Below are 25,309 nucleotides of genomic sequence, written 5' to 3'. Positions count from 1 at the left end.
TGAGTTTTCAACGAAGACTAAAAGATAGCTTTTTACTTAATACTTCCCACTCACTCTTCAGCAAGCCGTATCTCAAATCATCACAACGATTGCCTTGGGCATCTTTGTGGTCTCGGATGCGAGCTTCGAGGGTAAATCCAAGTTTTTCTGCGACACGTTGACTTTGGACATTATAGCCAAAACAAGTCAGCTCAATCTTGTGAAGACCCAATTCTTTAAAAGCCAGATCAATCAAGGCACTCGCCGCTTCTGGTACATAACCTCGTCCCCAAGAGTCTGGGTGCAAGGTATAGCCAATTTCTAGCACATCGTCTTCGTGGCGATGGTTGAAATCAACAGAGCCGATGACTTTATCGGTTCCTTTGACCACAATGCCATAACCAGCTGGGAGATTGTCCTTTTGATTGCGCTCAGGAAGGATATGCTCTAGATAATAAATCTCATCATCCAAGGTCTTGACGGGTGGAAATCCTGCTGGGTAAGAGACTTCTGGACGACTGGCATAGTCAAAGATATCCTCTGCATCATCTACTGTACGGACTCGCAGGACCAGACGATCCGTCTCGATTCGTTCAGGTAGTTCTGCTCTGGTCATCTTTTTTCCTCGCTTTCTTGATGAAGCTTCCCATGGGGGCGACTCGTTCATCTAGATAGCGGTAAACACGCTGATGGCCATCACCCATAAAGTAAGTCGGTGCAAAGCGGTCATTTTTAAAATGCCCTTTTTCGTCCAGTAGTTCTGAATCAGCCAATCGATCAAGAATCTTAGCAAAGATATGGCAGATGCCATCCTCCTCGATGATCCGATCTACCTGACAATCCAATACGACTGGGCAAGCCTCTAAAATAGGTGCCTGTGTCCGTTTAGAAATCTTATAGTCTAGTCCCAAGTGTTTCAACTTTTCTCGATGGCTGATAAAACCAGCCTGCTCCATTTCGAGCATGAAGTTTTCATCAGGGATGTTTACGGTAAACTGTTGATAATGCTTAATCTGGTCAGCCGCATTTTCCTCAGCACCAACACCGATGACCAGCCAATCGCCCAGGCTATAAGAGGAACTGCAGGTCGTGATATTGTGCCCAAAGTTCTGGTCCTGATATCCCAAGATGAAGATTGGAAAACCATAGTAGAGCTTGCTGGTGTTAAAAGATTGTTTCATGACAACCTCCTTTGGCTAGGGGTCTAAAATAAAAATCGCCCCTGCCATCAATCTGACAGGGACGAATGTGTTAATCCGCGGTACCACCCAATTTCGGGCAGATGCCCGCAGCTTTAATCTTCTTGTTTCTCTTTTATGACGTCGTTAGCTCGTCTTGCCGTACTTGAGTACAGCCTGCAACTCGCTGTCTAGTCCTAAAAGGAAACAAAAAGATTTATATTTCAATTTTTAATTTCATCCATTAGCAACCAGTTTTGACACATTTGTGGACTTCTCAGCACCGCCACTTTCTGTAAAATGTGGGACTCAAAACACCTCTAATGGCTTTATTTTAACAAGTTTTTGACGGAAAAGCAAGGAACAAGAAAGATTACTTGAACTTGATGCCGTTTTCTTTTAATTTCTTGATAGTAGCTGGACCGATTCCTTTCAAGGCAAGGAGTTCTTTTTCTGTCCAGTTTTTGAAGTCAGCAGCAGATTTGATACCTTCATCGTAGAAAGTCTTGGCACGGTCTACTGAAAGTCCGCCCAGATTCGCTGCGAAATCTTCTACAGAAGTAGCAACTTTTTGAGCTTGCTCTTTGGTTGCTTCTACAGTTTTTTCAACCTTTTTAGAGACAGCTTTACCTGCATCGCTTGCTGCTTTTTCAGCATGTTTTACAACTTTTTTTGTTTCTTCGACAACCTTGTTTACAGTGCTTGAAAATGCACCTGAGCGACGTAGGCTGTTTCTCAATTGTTTTTTACGTTGGAGTGTCTTTGACATGATAAAATCCTTTCAATAAAAAATCCCTGTGGCTGAACAAGGATCGAATCTCTATGATTTTATTGTATCAACTTTCTTTAGGAATTGCAAGGCTTGATATACTGGAAATATAGGAGATATATGGGAAATTTCGCCGTAGAATGATAGACGATAATAGAAGAAAAGTGAAAAATATGGTATAATGAAACGATAGATTTTTGAATAGGAATACAATCATGTTTGGATTTTTAAAAAAAGATAAAGCAACAGAAACCCCCACAATGGTGCCAGACCACATCGGTGTGATCATGGATGGTAATGGTCGTTGGGCTAAAAAACGGATGCAACCGCGTGTCTTTGGGCATAAGGCTGGGATGGATGCTTTGAGAACGGTAGCCATTGCTGCTAGTGATATGGGAGTCAAAGCCTTGACGGTCTATGCCTTCTCAACTGAAAACTGGACCCGTCCAGATCAGGAAGTCAAATTTATCATGAACTTACCCGTTGAATTTTATGATAAGTTTGTTCCCGAATTGCATCAGAAGAACATGAAGATTCAAATGATTGGGGAGACTGATCGTTTGCCGAAGCAGACTTTTGATGCTCTTAAAAAGGCAGAAGAGCTGACTAAGTTAAATACAGGATTGATTCTCAATTTTGCCCTTAATTATGGTGGACGAGCTGAGATTACACAAGCGGTCAAGTTGATTGCACAGGATGTTTTAGATGCTAAGATCAATCCTGGTGATATCACCGAGGAGTTGATTGGGGAATATCTCTTTACGGGACATTTGCCAAAAGTCTTGCGTGATCCTGACTTGATTATTCGGACCAGCGGTGAACTTCGTTTGAGTAATTTCTTGCCATGGCAGGCTGCTTATAGCGAGCTCTATTTCACGGATGTCTTGTGGCCTGACTTTGATGAGGAAGCCTTGAAAGAAGCTATCATCGAGTACAATCGTCGCAACCGTCGTTTTGGAGGAGTTTAGGAGATATTATGATACAGGATTTACAAAAGAGAACCCTTTTTGCTATCTTGGCCTTGGCTATCTTTATCCCAATCTTGGCGATTGGTGGCTTATGGCTCCAGATTGCCATGGGGATTGTGGCTATGTTGGGAGTACATGAGTTACTGCGCATGAAGGGTTTAAATACCATGACGCCTGAAGGACTCTTGACTTTACTAGCAACCTTTTTTCTGACTATTCCTTTGGAAAACTACCTGAAGTTTTTGCCTGTGGATGGGAACGTTGTTGCTTATAGTGTCGTGATACTGATTTTACTAGGGGCAACAGTCTTCAGCAAGAACTATACTATTGAGGATGCTGTTTTTCCGATTGCCATGAGTTTTTATGTTGGTTTTGGCTTTAATGCTTTGGTCGATGCTCGTATTGCAGGTTTGGATAAGGCGCTTTTGGGACTGTGTATGGTCTGGGCAACCGATAGTGGAGCCTATCTAGTAGGAATGAAGTTTGGTAAGAGAAAACTAGCTCCGAGAGTTTCCCCTAACAAGACCATAGAGGGTGCTATGGGAGGTATCTTGGCTGCTATGCTAGTGACTTTGATTTTTATGCTAGTTGATAGTACCGTTGCTTTACCTTATGGGATTTACAAAATGATGGTCTTTGCTATTTTCTTTAGTATAGCTGGTCAGTTGGGTGATTTGATTGAAAGTGCAATGAAACGTCACTTTGGTGTCAAAGACTCAGGTAAGTTTATCCCAGGTCATGGTGGGGTATTGGATCGTTTTGATTGCATGCTGGCTGTCTTCCCTATTATGCACCTCTTTGGCTTATTTTAAGGAAAGGTAAATAGAAATTAAATGATAGGATTACTAACATTTATCCTGGTCTTTGGGATTATCGTAGTGGTTCACGAATTCGGACATTTTTACTTTGCTAAGAAATCTGGGATTTTAGTTCGTGAATTTGCCATCGGTATGGGCCCCAAAATCTTTGCCCACATCGGAAAAGATGGAACTGCTTATACCATTCGTCTCCTGCCACTTGGTGGTTACGTTCGGATGGCAGGTTGGGGTGAAGATACGACAGAAATTAAGACTGGAACTCCTGCAAGCCTAACATTGGCAGCGGATGGTAAGGTCAAACGCATCAATCTCTCTGGGAAAAAGGTTGACCAGACTGCTTTACCCATGCAGGTTACCCAGTTTGATTTTGAGGATAAACTCTTTATTAAAGGCTTGGTCTTAGAAGAAGAGAAGACTTTCTCAGTTGACCATGATGCAACTATCGTGGAAGCTGATGGAACGGAAGTTCGTATTGCTCCATTAGACGTCCAATATCAAAATGCGACTGTCTGGGGCAAATTGATTACCAATTTTGCTGGTCCTATGAATAACTTTATCCTAGGAGTTATCGTCTTCTGGATTTTGATTTTCATGCAAGGTGGCGTTCGTGATACGCAAACGAACAATTTCAGCATTATTCCAGATAGTGCTTTGGCTAAGGTTGGAGTTGAAAATACGGCCCAAATCACTAAGGTCGGAAGTTATGAGATTTCAAACTGGTCAGATCTGATCCAGGCGGTTGATGCAGAAACCAAGGACAAAACAGCGCCCGTTTTGGATGTGACAGTCTCTGAAAATGGAACTGAAAAACAAGTGGGTGTGACACCTGAGGAAAGCCAAGGGCGTTATATCTTAGGTGTCCAGCCGAGACTCAAATCAGATATCTGGTCTATGTTTATGGGTGGATTTACAACTGCGGCTGATTCAGCTTTGCGCATCCTCAATGCTTTGAAAAGCTTGATCTTCCAACCGGATTTGAATAAACTAGGCGGTCCCGTTGCTATCTTTAAGGAAAGTAGTGATGCTGCAAAAAATGGTCTTGAGAATGTCTTGTTATTCTTGGCTATGATTTCCATCAATATCGGGATTTTCAACTTGATTCCAATCCCGGCGCTAGATGGTGGAAAAATCGTGCTTAATATCCTAGAAGCTATCCGTCGCAAACCACTGAAACAAGAAATTGAAACCTATGTCACTCTGGTCGGAGTTGTCATTATGGTCGTTTTGATGATCGCCGTAACTTGGAATGACATCATGCGAACCTTCTTTTAAGAATTAGAGGAGTCATTATGAAACAAAGTAAAATGCTTATTCCAACGCTTCGCGAAATGCCAAGCGATGCTCAAGTTATCAGCCACGCCCTTATGTTGCGTGCTGGTTATGTTCGCCAAGTATCAGCAGGAGTTTACTCTTACCTACCGCTTGCTAACCGTGTTATCGAAAAAGCTAAGAAGATCATGCGTCAAGAGTTTGACAAGATGGGTGCTGTTGAGATGTTGGCTCCAGCCCTTCTTAGTGCAGATCTTTGGCGTGAATCTGGCCGTTATGAAACCTACGGAGAAGACTTGTACAAATTGAAAAACCGTGAGAAGTCAGACTTCATCTTGGGGCCAACTCACGAAGAAACTTTTACAGCTATTGTCCGTGATTCTGTCAAGTCTTACAAGCAATTGCCACTGAATTTGTATCAAATCCAGCCTAAGTATCGTGATGAAAAACGTCCACGTAATGGACTTCTTCGGACCCGTGAGTTCATCATGAAAGACGGTTATAGCTTCCATGCTAACTACGATAGTTTGGATGTTACTTATGATGAGTACAAGGCAGCCTATGAGCGTATCTTCACTCGTAGTGGTTTGGACTTTAAAGCTATCATCGGTGACGGTGGAGCCATGGGTGGTAAGGATAGTCAAGAATTTATGGCCATCACACCTGCTCGTACAGACCTTGACCGTTGGGTGGTATTAGATAAGTCTGTTGCATCATTTGACGAAATTCCTGATCAAGTGCAAGAAGAAATCAAGGCAGAATTGCTCAAATGGATGGTTTCTGGTGAAGATACCATTGCCTACTCAAGTGAATCAAGCTATGCAGCCAACTTGGAAATGGCAACCAACGAGTACAAACCAAGCAATCGTGTTGTGACTGAAGATCAAGTGGCTCGCGTGGAAACACCAGGTGTCAAATCAATTGATGAAGTCGCAGCCTTCTTGAATATCTCTGAAGAGCAGACAATCAAGACCTTGGTTTATATCGCAGATGAAGAGCCAGTTGTGGCTCTACTTGTCGGCAATGACCAACTCAATGAAGTTAAGTTTAAAAACTACCTTGGAGCAGATTTCTTAGAACCTGCAACTGAGGCAGAAGTGAAAGAATTGTTGGGAGCGGACTTTGGTTCACTTGGCCCAGTAAATCTTCCAGAAAATGTCAAGATTATCGCAGACCGCAAGGTACAAGATAGCCGCAATGCTGTAGTGGGGGCTAACGAAGATGGCTACCACTTGACTGGTGTAAACCCAGGTCGTGATTTCACTGCTGAGTATGTCGATATCCGTGAAGTTCGTGAGGGCGAAATCTCTCCAGATGGACAAGGTGTGCTCAACTTTGCCCGTGGGATCGAGATTGGTCACATTTTCAAACTCGGTACTCGTTATTCAGCAAGCATGGGAGCAGATGTTTTGGATGAAAATGGTCGTGCTGTGCCAATCATCATGGGATGCTACGGTATCGGTGTGAGCCGTCTCCTTTCAGCAGTTATGGAGCAACACGCTCGCCTCTTTGTTAACAAAACTCCAAAAGGTGAATACCGTTACGCTTGGGGAATCAATTTCCCTAAAGAATTGGCACCATTTGATGTACACTTGATTCCAGTTAATGTCAAGGATGAAGCAAGTCTTGAATTGACTAATCGTATCGAAGAAGCCTTGGTCAACAAAGGCTACGAAGTCTTGACAGATGACCGTAACGAACGTGTCGGAGTTAAATTCAGCGATAGCGACTTGATTGGTCTTCCAATTCGTATCACTGTTGGTAAGAAAGCAGCTGACGGTATCGTAGAAGTGAAGATCAAGGCGACAGGGGATACGATCGAAGTTCATGCAGATAACTTGCTTGAAACCCTTGAAATCTTAACCAACAAATAAAATCTATAATCAGAAGAAAAACAAGACAAAAATGTAACTAGTTTTTGCCTTGTTTTTTCTGTATAATGAGAGAAAGTAAGACTCAATGAAAATCAAAGAGCAAACTAGCAAACTAGGAAACTAGCCGAAGGTTGCTCAAAACACCGTTTTGAGGTTGTGGATAGAACTGACGAAGTCAGTAACACATATACGGCAAGGCGACGTTGACGCGGTTTGAATTTGATTTTCGAAGAGTATAAACATTAAAAGCGTAAAAAGAGGTAGTACTATGCTAAAATTTCCAAAGGATTTTGTCTGGGGTTCCTCAACTTCTGGGCCGCAGACAGAAGGACGAGTGCCTGGTGATGGCAAGGGAGATAATCTCTGGGATTATTGGTTTCAAGTAGAGCCAAATCGTTACTACAATGGTATTGGACCAGACAAAACGTCGACCTTCTATGAAAACTGGGAAAAGGATATCGAACTTTTGTTAGAAACTGGCCACACAGCCTTTCGAACTTCTATCCAGTGGTCTCGTATTTTCCCACAGGGACGTGGGGAAGTCAACCCTCAAGGTGTGGCTTTCTACCGCCAGGTATTTGAAGCTATTAAGGCTAAGGGAATTCGTCTTTTAGTCAATCTCTATCACTTTGACCTGCCTTTTGCCCTTCAAGAAGATGGGGATGGTTGGGAAAATAAGGCAACCATCAAGGCCTATGAAGACTATGCTCGTTTCTGTTTTGAAACTTATGGAGACTTGGTTGACCAGTGGATTACCTTCAATGAGCCTATCGTTCCTGTAGAGTTTGGCTATTTTTATGATGCCCATTATCCACATAAGGTGGATACCAAAGCAGCGGTTAAGGTTGCCTATCATACCCAGCTAGCCAGCACTCTTGCAGTTAAGGCTTGTCATGAAGTCTTGCTTAGTTCTAAGATTGGGATTGTCCTCAACTTGACACCAGCCTATCCACGTAGCAAACATCCTGCCGATGTCAAGGCTGCTCGTATTGCCGACCTCTTTCAGGCACAATCTTTCCTAGATCCGTCTGTTTTAGGAGCTTATCCAGAAGAGTTGGTGGAAATTTTGGCTGAGCATGACTTGTTACCAGAATACACAGCCGAAGAGTTAGAACTCATTCGTGAGAACACCGTTGACTTCCTAGGAGTCAATTACTATCAGCCTTTGCGTGTTATGGCGCCGCGTTTTGCTAAGCATCCTGATAGCCCACTCTTGCCTGAGCATTTCTATGAGCCTTATGTCATGCCTGGTCGTAAGATCAATCCGCACCGTGGTTGGGAAATCTACGAGCAAGGGATTTATGACATTGCCCAAAACATCAAGGAAAACTACGGTAATATTGAGTGGATGCTGACTGAGAATGGGATGGGTGTTGAAGGTGAAGACAAATTCCGTGAAAATGGTATGATTCAGGATGACTACCGTATCGACTTTGTCAAAGGTCACCTTCGTGAACTTCATCGCGCTATCGAAGACGGCGCCAACTGTAAAGGTTACTTGATTTGGACCTTTATCGATTGTTGGTCATGGCTCAATAGCTATAAAAACCGTTATGGTTTGGTCGAGCTAGACTTAAAAACACAAGAACGTCGCCTGAAAAAATCAGGCCACTGGTTCAAAGAACTCAGTGACAATAATGGATTTTAAGAATATGAAGAGTGAGATGATTTTCATCTCATTTTTCTTATAGAATCATCACCAAGGTCTCACCATCACAGAAGAGAATGTTACAAGTGATATAGATGGTATCGTCTTTACAATGATTTACCCTCACCTCTCACCAATTTAAATGGCCACACAAGGAACTAAAAATGTCTACTTAATCAAGGCCTTTTCTAATGAGCAAATTTGTTGCAACTATAACTGACTAGTGATAAAATACCCGAATAACTAATACTAAAACGAGGAAATCAGTATGGTAGAACTAGGAATTTCAACATTTGGTGAAACAACAGCGCTAGAGGGGACTGGACAAGTTTACAGTCATGACGAACGAATCCGTCAGTTGGTAGCAGAGATTGAATTGGCTGATAAGGTTGGATTGGATGTTTATGGCATTGGGGAGCATCATCGGGAGGACTTTGCGGTATCAGCGCCAGAGATTGTCCTTGCAGCTGGTGCGGTGAATACCAAGAAGATTCGTTTGACCAGTGCTGTCAGTATCTTCTCAAGTATGGATCCCATCCGTTTGTTCCAACAATATGCGACCATCGACGCCCTTTCAAACGGTCGTGCAGAGATTATGGCTGGGCGTGGTTCATTCACCGAGTCCTTTCCACTGTTTGGGTATGACTTGAAAGACTATGAAGCCCTCTTTGATGAAAAATTGGACCTGCTCCAGCTAGCAAATGAAAACACCAAGGTGAACTGGCGTGGAGAATTGACCCAAAGTATTGCTGGAAAAGAAGTATATCCACGTCCAGTTCAGGAAAAATTGCCATTGTGGGTGGCGACAGGTGGTCATGTAGAGTCAACAGTGAAGATTGCTCAGACTGGTTTACCGATTGTCTATGCGATTATCGGTGGCAATCCTCACTATTTTAAAAAGTTGATTCAGGCTTATCGTGAGATTGGAAGTGAATCTGGTCATGCTGACAAAGACTTGAAAGTGGGCGCTCATTCTTGGGGCTGGATTGCTGAAGATGGCGAGCAGGCAGTGAAAGATTATTTCCATCCGACTAAGCAAGTGGTGGATGCTATTTCTAAAGACCGTCCACACTGGCAGGAGATGACCTATGAGCAATATTTGGAGCAAGTTGGTCCAAATGGCGCTATATTTGTGGGAAATCCAGACCAGGTAGCAGAAAAGTTGATCTGCATGATTGAAGATTTAGACTTGGATCGCTTTATGTTGCACCTACCACTTGGTTCTATGCCACATGATCAAGTTCTTAGAGCTATTGAACTCTTTGGAACGCAAGTCGCACCAAAAGTGCGTGCTTACTTTGCCATGAAAGAAGGGTTATAAAAAAATCCAATCAAATTGATAAAAAATCTATATACCCGTCTGATCTTTAAAAAACTAGAAATAAAAGGAACTCTGGAAAGCTAATAAAAACAAGCTTTTCGGAGTTTCTTTTATATATGAGATTAGTGAATTAATCTTTATTGAAAATTAAGATACTCCCTAAATGAGACTAGCTTAGAACAAGCCCACAAAAAGCATCAAGGCTGATAAAGCAATGAAAGCTAGGGTTGCAAGACCACGTTGGCCTGGGCTGTATATCTTTCGTTCGCCTAGAACTGGGAAGACGACAGCTAGTAATGCACCGCCGACAGCTCCCCCGACATGCCCAGCAAGGCTGATGCCAGGCATTAAAATACTTCCTACTAGGTTGATGACCAAGAGGGAGAGGTAGGATTGACCGAGCTGTTGAAGATAGGGGTTGCGTGAGGCATAACGGAGAACGACAATAGAGGCGAACATGCCATAGAGGGCAGTTGAAGCACCTGCAGTAATGGCATTGGGACTAAAAACGAGGACAAAGAGATTTCCCATCATACCTGATAGAAGGTAGATAAAGAAAAACTGTTTGGAGCCAAAGATTTGCTCCATCTGACGCCCTAAGAAGTAAAGGGATAGCATATTGACTAAAAAGTGCTCCAAGCCAATGTGGACAAAGGTTGCTGAGAATAGGCGCCAAATTTGTTCAGGCAAGGCCTTGATTGCTGGGGGATAAACAGCTCCGAATTTATACAAGGTGGCTGCGCTTGTGTAATTGAAACCACTGGTTAGAAACATGAGTATAAAAACCAGGGTTGTCACGAGGAGAAAGAAGCTCGTGACAGGATAACGACGATCAAAAATCTCTTTCATAGATGAGTACCTCCTCAACGGGAATATCGTGTGGATCAGGCTGGAAGTCCTGAATCTGACAAGGATAAAGTGTGCTGATGGTGTGACCAGTAAAATGCTCCAAGTAGCGGTCGTAGTAGCCACCACCATAGCCAACCCGATAGCCAGAAGGATTGAAAGCTAGACCAGGAACATGGATCAAGTCAATCTGAGAGGGCTCAAAGACAATAGCTTCCCCCTGCGGTTCAAGAAGTCCAAAAGAATTTCTTTCGAGTTTCTCTGGTTCATAGAGCACCAAGTCCATTTTCCCTTGTGGATAAGTTTTGGGAATGAGAATCGTCTTCCCATCTTTTTGAGCTTGTTCGATGAGTTCAGCTGTCTGAAATTCATGAGGAAAAGACAGGTAAGTAGCGATGGTTTTTGCTTCCTTATAAAAAGGATGTTGAAAGAACTGCTCTGTAAGCCAATCGTTCATGCTCTGCTTTTCTTCCTTAGATAGAGACTTGAGTTCTTGTAAGACCTGCTCGCGTAAGCTTTTTTTCATAGTTTACTCCGCAGCTTTCTTTGCTAAAAAGCTTGATACAGCTTCAACACCGACAGCCAGAGCTTCTTCCTTAGGACTCATCTTTGGATGGTGAAGAGCATAGGGACTATCAATACCTAGCCAGAACATGACTCCAGGAACCTTGGAGAGAAGATAACCAAAATCTTCTCCTGTCATAGCAGGTTCGATGTCGATTAGTTCAATGCCCTCTTTTTCATCAAAGAAGGTCATCAATTCCCGGGCTAGTTCAGGGTTGTTTTCTACTGGTAAATAACCTCCCTGCTTGAGTTCAACTTCCACATCCATATCAAAAGCAGCTGCGACACCTTCAGCGATAGCTTTGACACGTTTTTGAACCAAGAGGCTCATGCTGTGTGTGAGAGCTCGAATGGTTCCATGCAAGAAAGCTGTATCAGCTATGACATTATTGGTTGTACCAGCTTGAAAAACACCGAAAGTGACAACAGCTCCCTCGATAGGATCGACATTACGGCTGACGACTGACTGGACTTGGGTCACAAAATAGCTAGCTGCAACCAGAGCGTCGTTGGCTTCATGTGGAAAGGCAGCGTGACCGCCTTTACCCTTAAAGCGAATCTTAACTTCACATGTTCCAGCAAAGAGTGTATGAGTATTGGTCGCAATTTGTCCAACTTTTAAGTCGGGGCGAACATGGAGTCCATAGAATTGGTCAGGCAACCAGTCACCAAAGGCATCATCTTCATACATGAGCATACCGCCTGCCTCATTTTCTTCCGCAGGTTGGAAGAGAAAGAGGAGATTGTTTTTGGGTTGGTTTTCTAGAGCACGTTCGAGACTTCCAAGGGCAATGGTCATGTGAAAATCGTGTCCACAAGCATGCATGCGGTCTGGATGTTGAGAGGCATAAGGAAGGTCTGTTTGTTCAACGATTGGGAGTCCATCAATGTCTGTCCGCCAGCCAATGGTACGTTCTGGCTGACTTCCTTGTAAGTATACTAAAATACCTGTTCGCCAAGTACGAATCTGAACAAAATCCTTACCAGCTGTTAATGTTTCAATGACATTTAGTAAATAAGCGTGAGTCTTGAATTCTTCTAAACCAATCTCAGGAATTTGGTGAAGATCGCGTCGAGTTTGAATCAAATCTAACATAGTTAATTTCCTTCTATTGATACGAGAAAGAGGCTGGAAAAGTTTCCGCCTCTTTTACTAATTACAAGGTGCGAAGCGCATCTTCTAGCGCTGTTTTTTGTTGAGTTTGGCTATCGATTTCTTTGATAACACGAGCTGGAACGCCTGCTACCACAACATTTTCTGGAACATCTTGAGTGACGATGGCTCCTGCTGCAACAACAGAACCGCTACCGATTTGAACACCTTCGATAACCACAGCGTTAGCACCGATGAGAACATTGTCACCGACACGAACAGGCTCAGCACTAGCTGGCTCGATAACGCCTGCAAGAACAGCACCTGCACCAACGTGGCTATTTTTACCGACAATAGCGCGTCCGCCAAGGATAGCTCCCATATCAATCATAGTGCCAGCACCGATTTCAGCACCGATATTGATAACAGCTCCCATCATGATAACAGCATTGTCACCAATCTCAACTTGGTCACGGATGATAGCGCCTGGCTCGATACGTGCATTGATATCACGTTTATCAAGGAGAGGCACAGCAGAGTTGCGAGCGTCTTGTTCAACAACATAGTCCTTGTTTTCTGTAAGTCCTTCAAGAAGTGGAGCGATATCTTTCCAGTCTCCAAAAAGAACATTCCCAAGCTTGATAACAGAGGCAGGGATAGCTCCAGCAAGTTGCCCCTCAAAGGTCACTTTTACACTTGTCTTTTTCTCAGCATTTGCGATAAATTGGATAATTTCTTGAGCATTCATTTTTGTAGCAGTCATAGGTGTCTCCTCACTCTTTGTAATGCTTACTATTCTACCAAAAAAGGCTTTAATTTTGAAGCCTTAAGTGTTAAAAGAAGGTGTTTAATTCTTGGATTTAGATTCTTCAATGGACAAGAAAACCATAGGAACGATAATCAAAATCATGGCTAGTACCAAGAAACCATCCAGAACCATGCCAAGGAAAAGGACACTGAGGATAGCAGAGGATAGAGGTTCGCTTGCGCTAACGACCGACACCACCAATGGGGAAACGAGAGAGACGGCCTTCATCGATAGGAAAAAGGCAAAGGCAGTTCCCAAAAAGGCAATAGTCAAACAAATACAGATACTGATGGCATCAACCTGGAAGCTAATCTTATAAACGGGGTAGAGAAAATTACTAAAAAGTCCAGCGATAATCATTCCCCAGCCAACAGTTGGCACAAAACCGTATTTTTTAGCGAAACGTTGGGGTAAGATGACATTGAACATGACGCCTAGGGCACTGAGAAGTCCAGTCAGTAAAGCAAGAGGAGTGATGGATAGCTTAGAAAAATCGCCTTTGGTAGCCATCAAAAAGACCCCAAGCATAGCAGTCAGAACATAGAAGATCGCTTTTTTAGAAGCTTTTTTCTTGTAGATAATGCGGTTGTAGATAAGAATGAAGACAGGACTGATAAATTGTAGGATGGTTGCAGTTGTAGCGTTGGAGTACTCCACACAGAGATAAAAGAAAAATTGTACGGAGAAGATCCCTAAGATAGCATAGGCGAGAAAAGGAAGGTAGTTGTTTCGATTTCTCCAGATATCGAAAAGCTGGAACCGGAGTTTAAGGCTAGATAAGATGATTACGAAACTACCTGCGACGAGTAGACGCATAGAAGTAATCCACCCTGAAGAGACTTGATAATGTGAAAAAAAGTACTCTCCTAAGATTCCACAGATCCCCCAGATCAAGCCAGATAGGAGAGAATAAATGGTTCCCTTAAAAATATTTTTTTGATATTTATTCATGTTGCTATTGTACCATGAAATGAAAAAAGAAAAAAGAGAGTGGAGAAAAATCATTTCTTTCCCACTCTCAATAATTGTGCTGTTTAGTTAGCGCCGTTGATTGCTACTTCTGCTATTGGAACTAGAGCTACTATTACTGTTCCCGTTACTATTAGAAGTATTATTACGATTATTGTTATTGTTGTTATTGTTACTGCTATTGTTTGATGAGGAAGAAGATGCTTTTGGTAGACTTCCTAAAATGGTGTTCCAAGCATTTTGGTAGTCAGAATCGCTTCCACCAATAGCAAATTTGTAGCTAGTAGTTGGAGCACCAGCTTGGTTTGCCCAGTAGCTAGTCACCGTTTCTCCGCTCAGATTAATTTCTTTTCCATTAATAGTCACCTTTCCTGGCTTTTGACCAGTTGATTTGAGGACTTGTGATGAAGTGACACTTGAATCGAGTTTGAAACGTTCTGAACCCCAAGCAGAAGGGGCTGCTTGCTGAATGGCATTTACCAGATGAGCCATATATTTTGCATTGCGGTAGTAAGCTCCCTGGGCTAGAGAACTGTTGTCGTCATGTCCAACCCAGCCTCCCAGAGTTAATCTTGGAGTAGAGACCATGAGCCACATATCTCCTTCTTCATTGCTTGTACCAGTTTTTCCGATCCAGTCAGCACCTGCTAGACTGGAATTGATAGAAGCCAGATCAGTTTGGAAGCTTGTAGTAACTCGAGATGAAAGCACCTCTCTTAGCAGACTCTGCATAATGGTTGCAGTAGCTTTAGAGTAAACTTGGATGGGTTTAGCCTGATGCTCATAGAGAACCTCACCGCTCGTTTTCTCAATTTTTGAGATCATGTATTTCTTATGATAGGTACCATTGTTAGCGAGTGTTTGGTAACCATTGGTATGCTGGGCTACAGTAACTTCAATTCCTCCTCCCATAGGAAGACTTTCAATGCCGTATTCTGGGATTTCATAGCCCATTTTTTCCATGTAAGAACGGACATCAACCCCTTTTTCACGGAGCATTCGGTAGGTCCAGTAGGCTGGGATGTTCCAAGAATAGTTCAGAGCTTCTTTAAGGTCTATCATGGCTGTTCCAGGACTGTTGACATGCATGATTGGAGTTCCGTTAGAGAAGTTTGTTGGATAGTTAGAGAGGATGCTAGCACTTCCCATAAGCCCTTGGTCGATAGCAATACCGTAGGCCAATAGTGGCTTGGTAGTGGAGGCAGGGGAACGTTTGGTATCGAAGGCGTGATTGTTTTGATTGGTCTGATAATCTCGTCCACCTACAAACCCTAAAATCGCCCCAGTTTGATTGTCCATCAAGACATTCCCGACTTCAGGTTGACCCGAGCTATCATTTAGAAGGTATCCGTAGTTTGTTACGGCATTTTGCATAGCAGTATGAATCGTTTTATCGATGGTAGTTGTAATACGGTAACCACCGTTTTGGATTTCTTTTTCGGCCAATTCTCGATAAGATTTTCGGATCGATTCGTTCTGTAGTTCTTGGTCAGAAACATTGTCCTTTTGCACCAGATAATCATACATAATCTTGGTAGCCTCATCGAGTGCAGTGAAGTAGAGGAAGCCTTTAGAGGTAACGCTAGCATTTTCTGCTGGCAAGAAATCTTGCTTAATGTCATAAGCCTTGTAGGTTTCGTAGTCTTCTTGACTTAGCACTCCAGTTCTGTACATATTGTAGAGAACATCTTTGGAGCGCTTAATACCGAGTTCAATATCTTCCTCGCTCTTCATCTCACCAGTAGACTCGTAAGGTGAGTAGGAAATAGGGCTTTGTGGTAAACCTGCTAGGAAAGCAGCTTGAGGAATGGTTAGTTTGCTTGCATCCACCCCAAAAATCCCTTTGGCAGCCTGTTGAGCCCCTGCGATATTTTGACCTTTATTGTTACGACCAAAAGGAGCGACGTTGAGATAGGTTGTTAGGATTTCGTCCTTGCTCATGGCTCTTTCTAAGGCCAAGGCGTCAACGATTTCACTGGCTTTACGGGCAAGCGTAGGAGCATCACCAACTACTTGTTGTTTGATGAGCTGTTGTGTTAGGGTAGATCCTCCACTGGAAGAACCAAGTCCGATGAATTTTCCTAGACTGGCACGAATAACCGCTTTAGGAACGACACCGTTGTGCTCTGCAAAGTGTTCATCCTCGGTTGCAACGATAGCTTGCTTGAGGTTATCTGAAATGGCATCTGATGATACAGATGTGCGAAGTAGATCGCTTTCGATAGCGCTAATCATGGAACCATCTGCATAGCGGATTTCAGAGATGGATGAAATATTATTGACCTGCTTGATCAAATCCTCCGTTTGAGGGACACTAACTTGATCAAAGAGAGAAACAGCATACCCCAAGGCAACCCCTGTTCCAAGGAGACCGCCAATAAAAGCTAGGATGAAAAGTGTGTTAAAAGTTGCCTTTATTCCAAGTAAAATTTTTGCAAATAAAGTCCAGATATCGAATGGTGTTTGCGTTTGCTTTTTCTTCTTAGAATTTTTTCCACTCTTTTTCTTTGTATTCATTTTAGAAATTGTTAATTTTAGAGACCCAAGTAAGGCCAGTCCTTTTTCTTTGATTCTTGTTACATGTTTGTTCATAGAATTCCTCACTCTTTATTATTATACCATAAAAGCATCTCTTGCAAGAAATTAGGCTTAAAACAGGGCTTTGGATAGGGATTGGAGTTCGAAATTTAGACATCAAAAAAGCCAGATTTAAGTTAAATCTGACTGTTTGACAAATTGTTATTTTTCTCCTGAAAGTTCTTTTCCAAGATTAATCAAGTAGTCCTTCAAGTGGTCTTTGACTTGTGGGTGTTTAAGAGCGTATTCGATGGAAGTCTTCATGAATCCAAACTTGTCTCCGACATCGTAACGAGAACCTTTAAACTCACGAGCAAATACTCGTTGGGTTTTGTTGAGAGTATCGATAGCATCTGTTAGCTGGATTTCATTTCCTGCTCCTGGTGTTTGATTTTCAAGAATACCGAAAATCTCAGGTGTGAGGAGGTAACGACCGATGATGGCTAGATCACTTGGTGCGTCTTCAGGTGCTGGTTTTTCAACGAAGGTTTCAACACTGTAAAGACCGTTATTTCCTTCACCCTGAGGAGCGATAACACCGTAGGCAGAAACTTCTTCGTGTGGGACAGGCATTACGGCGATAGTAGAAGCGTGAGTCTTCTCATAATCATTCATGAGTTGTTTGGTCAATGGCACAGCTTTGTCATCAGTGATATCCATGAGGTCATCTCCAAGCATAACCACAAAGGGTTCGTTTCCGACGAAAGCTTTGGCTTGTAAGACGGCATCTCCGAGTCCACGTGGGTGTGTTTGACGGATGAAGTGAAGACGCATACCAGTTGTTTCGTCAACTAGTTTCAAAAGGTCGGTTTTTCCTTTTTCCTTGAGGTTGTATTCTAGTTCAAAGTTTGAGTCGAAATGGTCTTCGATAGAACGTTTTGACTTTCCTGTTACCACAAGAATGTCCTCAATTCCAGACTTAAGAGCTTCTTCAACGATAAACTGGATGGTTGGTTTATCCACGATTGGCAACATTTCTTTGGCCAAAGCTTTAGTTGCAGGTAGGAAACGAGTTCCAAGTCCCGCAGCAGGGATAACGGCTTTTCTAACTTTTTGCTTCATGAGCTTCCTTTCTAACGGTGACTAAGACCACTCGTTCTCTGCCTTGAACTCATTGCTCATGAGTTCAGAAACGGCATCCTTAATATTAACATTTTCATAAATAACTTGGTAGATGGCTTGGGTAATAGGCATATAAACTCTGAGTTCTTGCGCCAATTCGTAAGCAGCTTTGGTTGTTGAAATACCTTCAATGACCATTCCCATATTTGCTTCGATATCTGCCAAGGCTTCACCGCGACCAAGAGCATCTCCAGCACGCCAGTTACGTGAGTGGACAGAAGTTCCTGTAACGATTAAATCCCCAACTCCAGAAAGTCCACTGTAAGTTAATGGATTTGCTCCAAGTTTAACTCCCAGACGGGTAATTTCTGCCAGCCCGCGCGTGATAATAGCAGCTTTTGCATTATCACCAAATCCAAGTCCATGAAGGGCACCTGCACCAACAGCGATGATATTTTTAAGAGCACCAGCTGTTTCCACTCCGATAACATCCGTATTGGTGTAAAGGCGGAAGTAGTGGTTGCTAAAGAGTTTTTGAACATATTGAGCAGTCTGTAAATCTTTAGAAGCAGCCGTAATCAAGGTAATATCACGTACAACCGTTTCTTCTGCATGGCTAGGACCAGATACAACCACAATCTCACTACGCAATTCTTCAGGGATTTCTTCTTCTAGAATGGTTGAAAGACGTTTGTGACTATTTGGTTCGAGGCCTTTTGAAGCATGCATGACCACCGCTTTATGATCCAAAACAGCAGCCACTTGTTGAGCTACCAATCTGGTCACCTTGGTTGGCACCACAAACAAGACAGCATCAACACCCTTCAAGGCTTCTGCCAAATCATGATAGGCAACAATTTTTTCGTCTAATACAGTATCCTTAAAATAGCGTTTGTTAGTATGTTGTGTATTAATTTCATCAATTTGATCAGGAATATTTCCCCAGATACGCACTTGGTGTCCGTTGTCATTTAGAACTTGTGACAGCGCAGTACCCCAAGAACCAGGCCCTAAAACAGCGATGGTTTGTTTGTTCATATTTTCCTCCTTCTGAGAAAGCACTTTCCTATATTCTACCATAAAAAGGACTATCATGCATCTATATAACTAGCTAAGATATGTCCTATTGATAGGAATCTGTATTTATCGAAGATGATGATTCGGGAAAATCAAAAGTAGAGTTATAAAAAAACAGCCAGGGGGAATTGGCTGTTTTAGTAGGAAAAAAACTAGAGCGTAATGCTGTTATTTTTAGAAATTTTCATAAATAGTAACAAGGAAGTAACTGTCAAGATAGTGAGGATAGTAGATAGGGCTGCTGCCACACCATAATTCCCACGAAGTACTTCAGTGTAAATAGCTACGGTCATTGTTCTAGTTTTAACGTTATATAAGAGAATGGAAGTAGATAGTTCCGAAATCATTGTTACCCATGAAAGGATTGCTCCTGAGATGATCCCTGAAAGCATCATTGGGGTTGTGATTTTAGTAAAGGTATTGAAACGGCTACTTCCCAAGCTTTCTGCTGCTTCTTCAATACTAGGAGCAATTTGTTGCAAACTAGCAACTGAAGAACGAATGGTATAAGGAAGTCTTCTGACAGATAAGGACATAATCAAGATGAAGGCTGTTCCAGTAATCATCAGGAAACCACTTCCGAAGAGGCCTGTATTGAATGAAGAGATAAAGGCAATACCGAGTACAGTTCCTGGTACGATATAAGGTACCATACTAAGACTATCGATTAAGTTGGTAAATAGGTTACGTTTGCGAACTGCAAGATAGGAGATAAAGGTCGCAAAGACAACAACGAGAACCAAGGCAAGGAGAGGGATACGAATGGTATTAAAAATAGCAGATCCCATACGGCTAAAGGCAGTCTTATAGCTGTTTAGTGAATATCCTTTGACGAAAACCATACCAGATGTTTTCAGGAAGGATGTATAAATCAAGTAAACTTGAGGCAAAACAGAGAATAAGATAATGCCATAAACTGTCACATAAATAGCAGCCATCTTCCCTTTTGTCGTTTTCTTAGGTTCAATTGGATGAAGCGAGTTCATACTGAAACTGTAACGATTTGAAACGTATTTTTGGATGAGGAAGATAACTAGGGCGATTGTAATTGCCATAATTGCTAAGGCTGATGCGAAGGCAGAGTTGCCTCCTACTTCACTGATAAACTGTGTATAGATCAAGACTGGGAAGGTACGATATCCCTCACCAATCAACATCGGAGTACCAAAGTCCGAGAAGGCTCTCATAAAGACGAGGAGTGCAGCTGCTAGTAAGGTTGGAACCAAGAGAGGTAAAACGACTGTTACAATTCGTTTTAGACCGAAAGATCCCATGCTTTCAGCAGCTTCCAAGAGGGAGTTGTCGATACTCTTCATAGTCCCAGCTACGTAAAGAAAGACGAGAGGGAAGAGTTGAAGTGTAAAGACAAGCACAATACCTTTGAAACCGTAGATGTCAAGACCTGGCAAGTGAAGTGTGTTGGTTAGAAACTTTGTGATAACCCCGTTTCTTCCCAGCAATAGAATCCAAGAATAGGCACCTACAAAGGGAGCTGACATGGATGCGATGATAATCAAGATTTGTAAAAATTTCTTTCCCTTGAAGTCATACATTGAAAAAAGATAAGCTAGCAAGGTACCAACAAGGACAGAAGTAACGGTGGCAGTTACAGAAACCTTGAAACTGTTGATAAGGGTTTCAGAGTAGTAAGATTTGCTAAAGAAAGTAACAAAATTTTCTAATGAGAAATGCCCTTCATGTACTAGTGCCTGTTTTAATACCGTAACAATTGGATAGACCAGAAAAACAAGATAAGTAAGGAAGATGAAGAAGGAAGACGCAGTCCAGATATTTAGTTTTTTACGCTCCATGGCTGACTCCTTTTATGAGATTGCGCGAACCATCTTCAGAGAAGACATTGAGTTTCTGAGTATTGATACGCAAACGAACGCGATCTCCTTTTTTCAAATCTTCTTCAAATGTAGATTCTTCACTTACCTGAAGTTTTGAAGCAAATCCTGTCTCAATGAAGTATTCGGTATTAAGTCCAAGATAGACACTGTCAGTAATTGTTCCATCGATTGGTCCGTTTTCGTCACGGATAAATTCTTCGGGACGAATGCTGACATGAATAGCTTGTTCTTCCACCTGGTCTAGTGCTGGAATACGAAGAGAATAACCATCTTCAAAGACGATGTAAGCTCCGTCAGCTTGCTTTTCCAAACGAGCAGGGATTATATTTGTTCTACCAATAAAGGTTGCAACAAATTCATTTGCTGGTTTGTGGTAGAGCTCTTTTGGACGACCAATTTGTTGAATAACCCCGTCTTTCATAACAGCAATTTGGTCAGAAATGGCCATAGCTTCTTCTTGGTCGTGAGTTACATAGACAGTTGTAATACCAACTTCGTGTTGAATTTCGCGAATAGCCTGACGCATATCCAAGCGAAGTTTGGCATCTAGGTTACTGAGGGGTTCGTCCATGAGGAGAACGCTAGGATTAACAGCCAAGGCACGTGCTAGGGCAACCCGTTGTTGCTGACCACCACTAAGTTTATCTGGTTTACGATCAGCATACTGGGCAATCTGCATCAACTCAAGGTATTTATTTGTTTGTTCGATGAGTTCATCTTTTGGAACTTTCTTTTGCTTGAGCCCGAATGCAACGTTATCACGCACTGTCAAATGTGGGAAAATTGCATAGTTTTGGAAAACCATCCCAATGTTTCGCTTGCTGGGTTCCATGTTGTTGATTTTAGTATCGTCGAAGTAGAACTCTCCTCCTTCGATGCTATTGAAACCTGCAATCATACGAAGTAAGGTTGTTTTCCCACAGCCTGAAGGCCCAAGGAGAGTGAAAAGGCTCCCCTTAGGAATGGTCACGCTTAGATTTTCGATAACAGCTACATCGTGATAAATTTTCTTGGCATTGATAATCTTGATCTCACTCATAGTCAACCTCTTTTACTGTTTAGATTGGATATCTGTAAAGACTTCGTTGTATTTCTTCACGATATCTGATTTATTTTTGATGACATAATCATAGTCTTCAGTTAGTGTTTTAATTTGTTCGATTGGTTTCATGTTTTCGCTAGTTTTAGCATTTTTACGAACTGGACGGTTAGTAGTTGTTGTACCAAGCGTGTCTTGGACTTCTTGAGAAATGATGAAATCGATAAATTTCTTAGCGTTTTCCATATTTTTAGCGTTTTTAATAATAGCAGCGCTAGCAGGCAGGAAGACAGTACCTTCTTTTGGATAAACAACCTTGATGTTAGCTCCGTCGTTTAGAAGTTTCACTGCGGGGTCTTCGTAAGAAAGACCAACAGCCATTTCTCCATCTGCTACGGCCTTGTAGACGCCAGATGAACTTGAGCCGATTTTACCGTCAATCAAAGTAAAGAGATCTTTGACATAAGTCCAAGCCTTGGCGTCTGTATAGCCGCCCTCAGCTTGTAACATGTTTGTTAGTTGAGCAAAGGCGCTAGAAGAGTTGGCTGGGTCTGCAGTTGCGATTTTTCCTTTGAGTTCTGGTTTGATGAGGTCGCTATAACCTTCAATATTCATCCCCTTAGTCAAGTCAGGGTTGACGATCAAAACACTACCATCCAATGTATAAGGAGTTGAGTAGCCAGTTGTATTTTGATATTCTTTAATGACATTATCGTTTTCCGTTGATACGTAATTTTCAAAAAGTTCCCCGTGGGTAGCATATTGGGTATAGGAACCACCAAAGATGATATCTGCCACAGGGGCTTCTTTTTCAGATTCTAGTTTTTTAAAGAGTTCACCTGTTCCTGCTTGAATGAGTTCAACCTTGATACCATACTTTTCTTCAAAAGCAGGAATAGTTGCTCCAATCAATCCCTCTGAGTTTGGGGAGTAGACTACTAGAGTATCGCTTCCTCCATTTTCAGCTGCTTTTTCTCCTGAAGCGTCATCAGAAGAGCAGGCAGCAAGCCCCAAAATAGCAAGTCCACACGCAGCATAATACATCCATTTCTTTTTCATGATGGATACCTCCATAGTTTTGTTACCTCTATTGTAAAGCAATGAAAGCGCTTTTAAAACCTAAAATTCTATCCTAATGGGGTAAAATTCTCTACAAAAAAGAAGAACAGTGTCTAAACTATTCTTCCAATGGATTTTAACTCTTTAGGAGAGATATGAAAGTATTTCTTAAAAACTTTACCAAAATATTTATAGTCTGAAAAGCCGACTTCTTCAGCGATTTGGCTAAGAGGGGAATCAGGATGTTGACTCATCTTTTCAACGGCTTGTTTTAAACGATACTGAAGAATGTATTCGTTCAAGGTGATAGGGAAATCTTCTTTGATAACCTTGTAGAGATAACTTTCGCTATAGCCTAGATTCTCTGCAATGGTCGAAATGGTAAAGTGCAGGTAGTAGTGTTGGTGTACAAATTCGAGAATTTGTTGAATCAATTGGTTTTGAGGATTGATTTTTTGAAGCGAGGTGACAAAGGCTTGGTAGTCTTGTAAAAATGGATTGGTTTGGTGTTGATCCATCTTGAGGCGCAGAGTTATTTTTTCTAAACACTCTGTTAATTCTGCGACATTTATGGGTTTTGGGAGGAAGTCCACTGCTCCGAATTGCATAGCCTTTTTTGCGTTTTGGAAATCATTATAGCCTGAGAGGATCACTTTTTCATAAGAGAGTGAACGAGTCGCTTCAAACATCATAAAAGCATCCATGATGGGCATGGTAATGTCTGTCAGGACGATGTGTGGTTTCTCTTTTTGAATTAACTCCATGCCTTCTTGTCCGTGACTTGCAGTTCCAACTACTTGAATGCCTAAGGCTGAGTAGTCTACGGCAATTTCAAGCCATTTTCGGATCAGGTGTTCGTCTTCGACAATGATTAACTTAAACATGCGTTCTTCCTTTCGTGACAAATTTTACCCAGGTTTCACCTTGCGGGTTCACTCCTAAATCTAATTCGACATTTTCAAAAAAGTTATTCAATCGTTTGTAACTATTGACAATACCGTGCTGTGTATGTGGGCTGTCCAAGGATTCTAAGATATGTAGGCGTTCTTGTTTGGTTAGACCACCAGCATTATCCTTAACGATAAAGGTCAGTGCTTCCTGCTCTTGAGTGATTTGGATAGAGATGGCAAGGTCGATACGATACTGCCTTCCGTATTTTAGAGCATTTTCTACAAGGGGTAATAGGAAAAGTTTTGGAATAGTTTGGGAATGTAGATTCTCAGAACAGTCAATCTGATAAGAAAAATGTTCAAATCGAATCTGATGGATTTTCAGATAAGCTTCGATAATCTCTAGGTCCTGCCCAATAGTCGTTTCTTTTTCTAGTTCAGTTACACTATATCGTAGGATGCGTGTGAGATTTTGAATTAGATCTTGAGTAATACTGGCATCAATCATACTCGTGATTTTAATAGTTTCCAAGGTATTGTAGAGAAAGTGAGGATTAAACTGAGCTTCCAGCATCTTTCTTTCAAAGACCCACTTTTCTTTCTCAATGGTCAACATCTTTTGATGGAGCTCATCCAACTCTTGGAGCATATCGGTGATTTTCTCAGCAATCAGTTCAAATTCATCCCCAGTACGGAGAGTGAGTTTCTTTTCCTTTTTCTTGGGGATTTCCTGTAGTTGATAGACCAGACTTTCAATAGGGCCAGCATTGTGCGTCGCGATTTTATAAGCAATTCGTCTCGCCTGCCAGAAGTATAATAGAAAGATACAGAGTGTTAAGACAGAAGCAAGCCCTAGTAAACTCGGAATGGGAAAGAAAGATTGAAAGGTGTAGATTGAGAAAATCGGTTCAATTTTACGTTTTTCAATCAGAAGTGGATTTTCAACGTACCAATGAGTTTTAGACTGGAGTAATTTTTCATCAAATTTTTCCAGAGTTGATTGAGTAAATTGATTGGTATTACTAGAGTAGATGTTTCCAAAAGTATCTGTAATGGCGTATTTTGAATTGATGAGAGGAATACTGGATACAAATTCATTTTCATTTACAAAAGAAATGCTATAAGCCTTAACTCGTTGATTTTGAACGATAGGCATAATGAAGAGTGCGTAATGTTGTTTATCTATTGACAAAGCAACCTTTTCTGTAATAGTTCCTTGAATCGGATTTTGAATTAACAATTTTAAATAATAAGGAGCTAAAATAGTTTCTTGATGGTTGCGATTGGTACTAAAGAGAAGTTCTCCTGTGTCGTCAAGGATGATAAAATCAGAACTGAGTTTCAGTTGAGCTTTTGTTTCATAAAATAGACTAAAGAGTTCTCGGTCAGTGTGTTTACCCTCTAAAAATTCTGGAATCATTTTTTGATTCATGGTCTCCAGTAATTGATAGTTCGCTTGTTTCATGTTCCGAATATGCTGGACGATCTGTTGGGTATCCTTGGTGAGTTGTTGCTTTTGCAGGAAATAGGAAAAACCAAACAGGAGAATGAGGAGTAAAAACGAGGTAGCTAAAGCAGCCAAAGAACTACGGTGAAGAATTTCTTTTTGGAGAGAATGTTTAAAAGAATGGGCCATAAATTACCTCTT

Annotated in this window: 22 protein-coding genes; 6 read left to right on the top strand and 16 right to left on the bottom strand. The window is 41.8% G+C overall.

Annotation, left to right across the window (positions count from 1 at the left end; genetic code table 11):
• Nucleotides 1-7: 7 nt before the first annotated feature.
• From TZ96_RS02645 to TZ96_RS02635, 3 genes are all read right to left on the bottom strand, one after another.
• The gene (locus TZ96_RS02645; protein ID WP_045762768.1) at nt 8-595 is read right to left on the bottom strand and encodes a GNAT family N-acetyltransferase; all 588 of its coding nucleotides are present in this window, start codon (nt 593-595) and stop codon (nt 8-10) included.
• On the bottom strand, nt 573-1,160 hold the full coding sequence (locus TZ96_RS02640; RefSeq protein ID WP_045762767.1) for a flavin reductase family protein: 588 nt from the start codon (nt 1,158-1,160) through the stop codon (nt 573-575). Before TZ96_RS02640 ends, TZ96_RS02645 begins: the two co-directional genes overlap by 23 nt.
• A 370-nt stretch (nt 1,161-1,530) precedes the next feature.
• Entirely contained in the window at nt 1,531-1,926 is a 396-nt protein-coding gene (locus tag TZ96_RS02635) for a helix-hairpin-helix domain-containing protein (protein ID WP_045762766.1), read from the bottom strand.
• A 215-nt stretch (nt 1,927-2,141) separates the two neighbouring features.
• On the opposite strand from TZ96_RS02635, the gene TZ96_RS02630 reads away from it, so the two are divergent.
• The 6 genes from TZ96_RS02630 to TZ96_RS02605 all read left to right on the top strand — a co-directional run bounded on the left by TZ96_RS02630 (nt 2,142) and on the right by TZ96_RS02605 (nt 9,824).
• Nucleotides 2,142-2,894 carry an isoprenyl transferase gene (locus TZ96_RS02630; RefSeq protein WP_045762765.1) on the top strand — a complete coding sequence of 251 codons (753 nt, stop codon included), beginning with the start codon at nt 2,142-2,144 and terminating at the stop codon, nt 2,892-2,894.
• Between the two features lie 8 nt (nt 2,895-2,902).
• Nucleotides 2,903-3,706, top strand: coding sequence for a phosphatidate cytidylyltransferase (locus tag TZ96_RS02625; RefSeq protein WP_000613843.1), 804 nt, complete (start codon nt 2,903-2,905; stop codon nt 3,704-3,706).
• A gap of 21 nt (nt 3,707-3,727) precedes the next feature.
• Nucleotides 3,728-4,984 (top strand): RIP metalloprotease RseP, encoded by a 1,257-nt coding sequence (gene rseP / locus TZ96_RS02620; RefSeq protein ID WP_045762764.1) that lies wholly within the window; start codon nt 3,728-3,730, stop codon nt 4,982-4,984.
• Nucleotides 4,985-5,001: 17 nt separating this feature from the next.
• Nucleotides 5,002-6,855, top strand: coding sequence for a proline--tRNA ligase (locus TZ96_RS02615; RefSeq protein WP_045762763.1), 1,854 nt, complete (start codon nt 5,002-5,004; stop codon nt 6,853-6,855).
• A 268-nt stretch (nt 6,856-7,123) separates the two neighbouring features.
• On the top strand, nt 7,124-8,503 hold the full coding sequence (locus TZ96_RS02610; protein ID WP_045762762.1) for a glycoside hydrolase family 1 protein: 1,380 nt from the start codon (nt 7,124-7,126) through the stop codon (nt 8,501-8,503).
• Nucleotides 8,504-8,771: 268 nt separating this feature from the next.
• Nucleotides 8,772-9,824, top strand: a complete 1,053-nt coding sequence (locus TZ96_RS02605) for an LLM class flavin-dependent oxidoreductase (RefSeq protein ID WP_045762761.1) — start codon at nt 8,772-8,774, stop codon at nt 9,822-9,824.
• Between the two features lie 174 nt (nt 9,825-9,998).
• On the opposite strand, the gene TZ96_RS02600 is transcribed toward TZ96_RS02605, so the two are convergent.
• The 13 genes from TZ96_RS02600 to TZ96_RS02540 form a co-directional block, all read right to left on the bottom strand.
• The gene (locus TZ96_RS02600) at nt 9,999-10,673 is read right to left on the bottom strand and encodes a rhomboid family intramembrane serine protease (RefSeq protein ID WP_045762760.1); all 675 of its coding nucleotides are present in this window, start codon (nt 10,671-10,673) and stop codon (nt 9,999-10,001) included.
• The gene (locus TZ96_RS02595) at nt 10,657-11,196 is read right to left on the bottom strand and encodes a 5-formyltetrahydrofolate cyclo-ligase (protein WP_045762759.1); all 540 of its coding nucleotides are present in this window, start codon (nt 11,194-11,196) and stop codon (nt 10,657-10,659) included. Before TZ96_RS02595 ends, TZ96_RS02600 begins: the two co-directional genes overlap by 17 nt.
• A 3-nt stretch (nt 11,197-11,199) precedes the next feature.
• Nucleotides 11,200-12,330, bottom strand: a complete 1,131-nt coding sequence (locus TZ96_RS02590) for an N-acetyldiaminopimelate deacetylase (RefSeq protein ID WP_045762758.1) — start codon at nt 12,328-12,330, stop codon at nt 11,200-11,202.
• A 61-nt stretch (nt 12,331-12,391) separates the two neighbouring features.
• Entirely contained in the window at nt 12,392-13,090 is a 699-nt protein-coding gene (gene dapD, locus TZ96_RS02585; RefSeq protein WP_045762757.1) for a 2,3,4,5-tetrahydropyridine-2,6-dicarboxylate N-acetyltransferase, read from the bottom strand.
• 84 nt (nt 13,091-13,174) lie between these two features.
• Nucleotides 13,175-14,086 carry a DMT family transporter gene (locus TZ96_RS02580; RefSeq protein ID WP_045762756.1) on the bottom strand — a complete coding sequence of 304 codons (912 nt, stop codon included), beginning with the start codon at nt 14,084-14,086 and terminating at the stop codon, nt 13,175-13,177.
• An 87-nt stretch (nt 14,087-14,173) separates the two neighbouring features.
• Complete coding sequence (gene pbp1b / locus TZ96_RS02575) at nt 14,174-16,696, bottom strand: penicillin-binding protein PBP1B (protein ID WP_075230452.1); 2,523 nt, start codon at nt 16,694-16,696, stop codon at nt 14,174-14,176.
• Nucleotides 16,697-16,843: 147 nt separating this feature from the next.
• On the bottom strand, nt 16,844-17,743 hold the full coding sequence (gene galU / locus TZ96_RS02570; RefSeq protein WP_045762755.1) for a UTP--glucose-1-phosphate uridylyltransferase GalU: 900 nt from the start codon (nt 17,741-17,743) through the stop codon (nt 16,844-16,846).
• Nucleotides 17,744-17,764: 21 nt separating this feature from the next.
• Nucleotides 17,765-18,781: an NAD(P)H-dependent glycerol-3-phosphate dehydrogenase gene (locus tag TZ96_RS02565; RefSeq protein WP_045762754.1), complete on the bottom strand. Its 1,017-nt coding sequence runs from the start codon at nt 18,779-18,781 to the stop codon at nt 17,765-17,767.
• A 191-nt stretch (nt 18,782-18,972) separates the two neighbouring features.
• Entirely contained in the window at nt 18,973-20,631 is a 1,659-nt protein-coding gene (locus tag TZ96_RS02560) for an ABC transporter permease (RefSeq protein ID WP_045762753.1), read from the bottom strand.
• Nucleotides 20,621-21,712 (bottom strand): ABC transporter ATP-binding protein, encoded by a 1,092-nt coding sequence (locus tag TZ96_RS02555; protein WP_045762752.1) that lies wholly within the window; start codon nt 21,710-21,712, stop codon nt 20,621-20,623. Before TZ96_RS02555 ends, TZ96_RS02560 begins: the two co-directional genes overlap by 11 nt.
• Before the next feature lie 12 nt (nt 21,713-21,724).
• Complete coding sequence (locus TZ96_RS02550; protein ID WP_045762751.1) at nt 21,725-22,771, bottom strand: ABC transporter substrate-binding protein; 1,047 nt, start codon at nt 22,769-22,771, stop codon at nt 21,725-21,727.
• Nucleotides 22,772-22,884: 113 nt separating this feature from the next.
• Nucleotides 22,885-23,655 (bottom strand): response regulator transcription factor, encoded by a 771-nt coding sequence (locus TZ96_RS10090; protein ID WP_045762750.1) that lies wholly within the window; start codon nt 23,653-23,655, stop codon nt 22,885-22,887.
• Nucleotides 23,648-25,297, bottom strand: a complete 1,650-nt coding sequence (locus TZ96_RS02540; RefSeq protein ID WP_045762749.1) for a sensor histidine kinase — start codon at nt 25,295-25,297, stop codon at nt 23,648-23,650. Before TZ96_RS02540 ends, TZ96_RS10090 begins: the two co-directional genes overlap by 8 nt.
• Between the last annotated feature and the right edge of the window lie 12 nt (nt 25,298-25,309).

The sequence above is a fragment of the Streptococcus infantis genome, from assembly GCF_000963255.1.
GTDB classification, from domain to species: Bacteria; Bacillota; Bacilli; order Lactobacillales; family Streptococcaceae; genus Streptococcus; species Streptococcus nidrosiense.
This window is presented reverse-complemented; position numbering and strand designations above follow the sequence as displayed.

What these genes read in the sequence shown, in the direction of transcription:
- galU (WP_045762755.1), bottom strand. Translation starts at nt 17,743, where the DNA reads ATGAAGCAAAAAGTTAGAAAAGCCGTTATCCCTGCTGCGGGACTTGGA.
- TZ96_RS02645 (WP_045762768.1), bottom strand. Translation starts at nt 595, where the DNA reads ATGACCAGAGCAGAACTACCTGAACGAATCGAGACGGATCGTCTGGTC.
- TZ96_RS02555 (WP_045762752.1), bottom strand. Translation starts at nt 21,712, where the DNA reads ATGAGTGAGATCAAGATTATCAATGCCAAGAAAATTTATCACGATGTA.
- TZ96_RS02625 (WP_000613843.1), top strand. Translation starts at nt 2,903, where the DNA reads ATGATACAGGATTTACAAAAGAGAACCCTTTTTGCTATCTTGGCCTTG.
- pbp1b (WP_075230452.1), bottom strand. Translation starts at nt 16,696, where the DNA reads ATGAACAAACATGTAACAAGAATCAAAGAAAAAGGACTGGCCTTACTT.
- dapD (WP_045762757.1), bottom strand. Translation starts at nt 13,090, where the DNA reads ATGACTGCTACAAAAATGAATGCTCAAGAAATTATCCAATTTATCGCA.
- TZ96_RS02580 (WP_045762756.1), bottom strand. Translation starts at nt 14,086, where the DNA reads ATGAATAAATATCAAAAAAATATTTTTAAGGGAACCATTTATTCTCTC.
- TZ96_RS02565 (WP_045762754.1), bottom strand. Translation starts at nt 18,781, where the DNA reads ATGAACAAACAAACCATCGCTGTTTTAGGGCCTGGTTCTTGGGGTACT.
- rseP (WP_045762764.1), top strand. Translation starts at nt 3,728, where the DNA reads ATGATAGGATTACTAACATTTATCCTGGTCTTTGGGATTATCGTAGTG.
- TZ96_RS10090 (WP_045762750.1), bottom strand. Translation starts at nt 23,655, where the DNA reads ATGTTTAAGTTAATCATTGTCGAAGACGAACACCTGATCCGAAAATGG.
- TZ96_RS02550 (WP_045762751.1), bottom strand. Translation starts at nt 22,771, where the DNA reads ATGAAAAAGAAATGGATGTATTATGCTGCGTGTGGACTTGCTATTTTG.
- TZ96_RS02540 (WP_045762749.1), bottom strand. Translation starts at nt 25,297, where the DNA reads ATGGCCCATTCTTTTAAACATTCTCTCCAAAAAGAAATTCTTCACCGT.
- TZ96_RS02615 (WP_045762763.1), top strand. Translation starts at nt 5,002, where the DNA reads ATGAAACAAAGTAAAATGCTTATTCCAACGCTTCGCGAAATGCCAAGC.
- TZ96_RS02595 (WP_045762759.1), bottom strand. Translation starts at nt 11,196, where the DNA reads ATGAAAAAAAGCTTACGCGAGCAGGTCTTACAAGAACTCAAGTCTCTA.
- TZ96_RS02635 (WP_045762766.1), bottom strand. Translation starts at nt 1,926, where the DNA reads ATGTCAAAGACACTCCAACGTAAAAAACAATTGAGAAACAGCCTACGT.
- TZ96_RS02560 (WP_045762753.1), bottom strand. Translation starts at nt 20,631, where the DNA reads ATGGAGCGTAAAAAACTAAATATCTGGACTGCGTCTTCCTTCTTCATC.
- TZ96_RS02630 (WP_045762765.1), top strand. Translation starts at nt 2,142, where the DNA reads ATGTTTGGATTTTTAAAAAAAGATAAAGCAACAGAAACCCCCACAATG.
- TZ96_RS02610 (WP_045762762.1), top strand. Translation starts at nt 7,124, where the DNA reads ATGCTAAAATTTCCAAAGGATTTTGTCTGGGGTTCCTCAACTTCTGGG.
- TZ96_RS02590 (WP_045762758.1), bottom strand. Translation starts at nt 12,330, where the DNA reads ATGTTAGATTTGATTCAAACTCGACGCGATCTTCACCAAATTCCTGAG.
- TZ96_RS02640 (WP_045762767.1), bottom strand. Translation starts at nt 1,160, where the DNA reads ATGAAACAATCTTTTAACACCAGCAAGCTCTACTATGGTTTTCCAATC.
- TZ96_RS02600 (WP_045762760.1), bottom strand. Translation starts at nt 10,673, where the DNA reads ATGAAAGAGATTTTTGATCGTCGTTATCCTGTCACGAGCTTCTTTCTC.
- TZ96_RS02605 (WP_045762761.1), top strand. Translation starts at nt 8,772, where the DNA reads ATGGTAGAACTAGGAATTTCAACATTTGGTGAAACAACAGCGCTAGAG.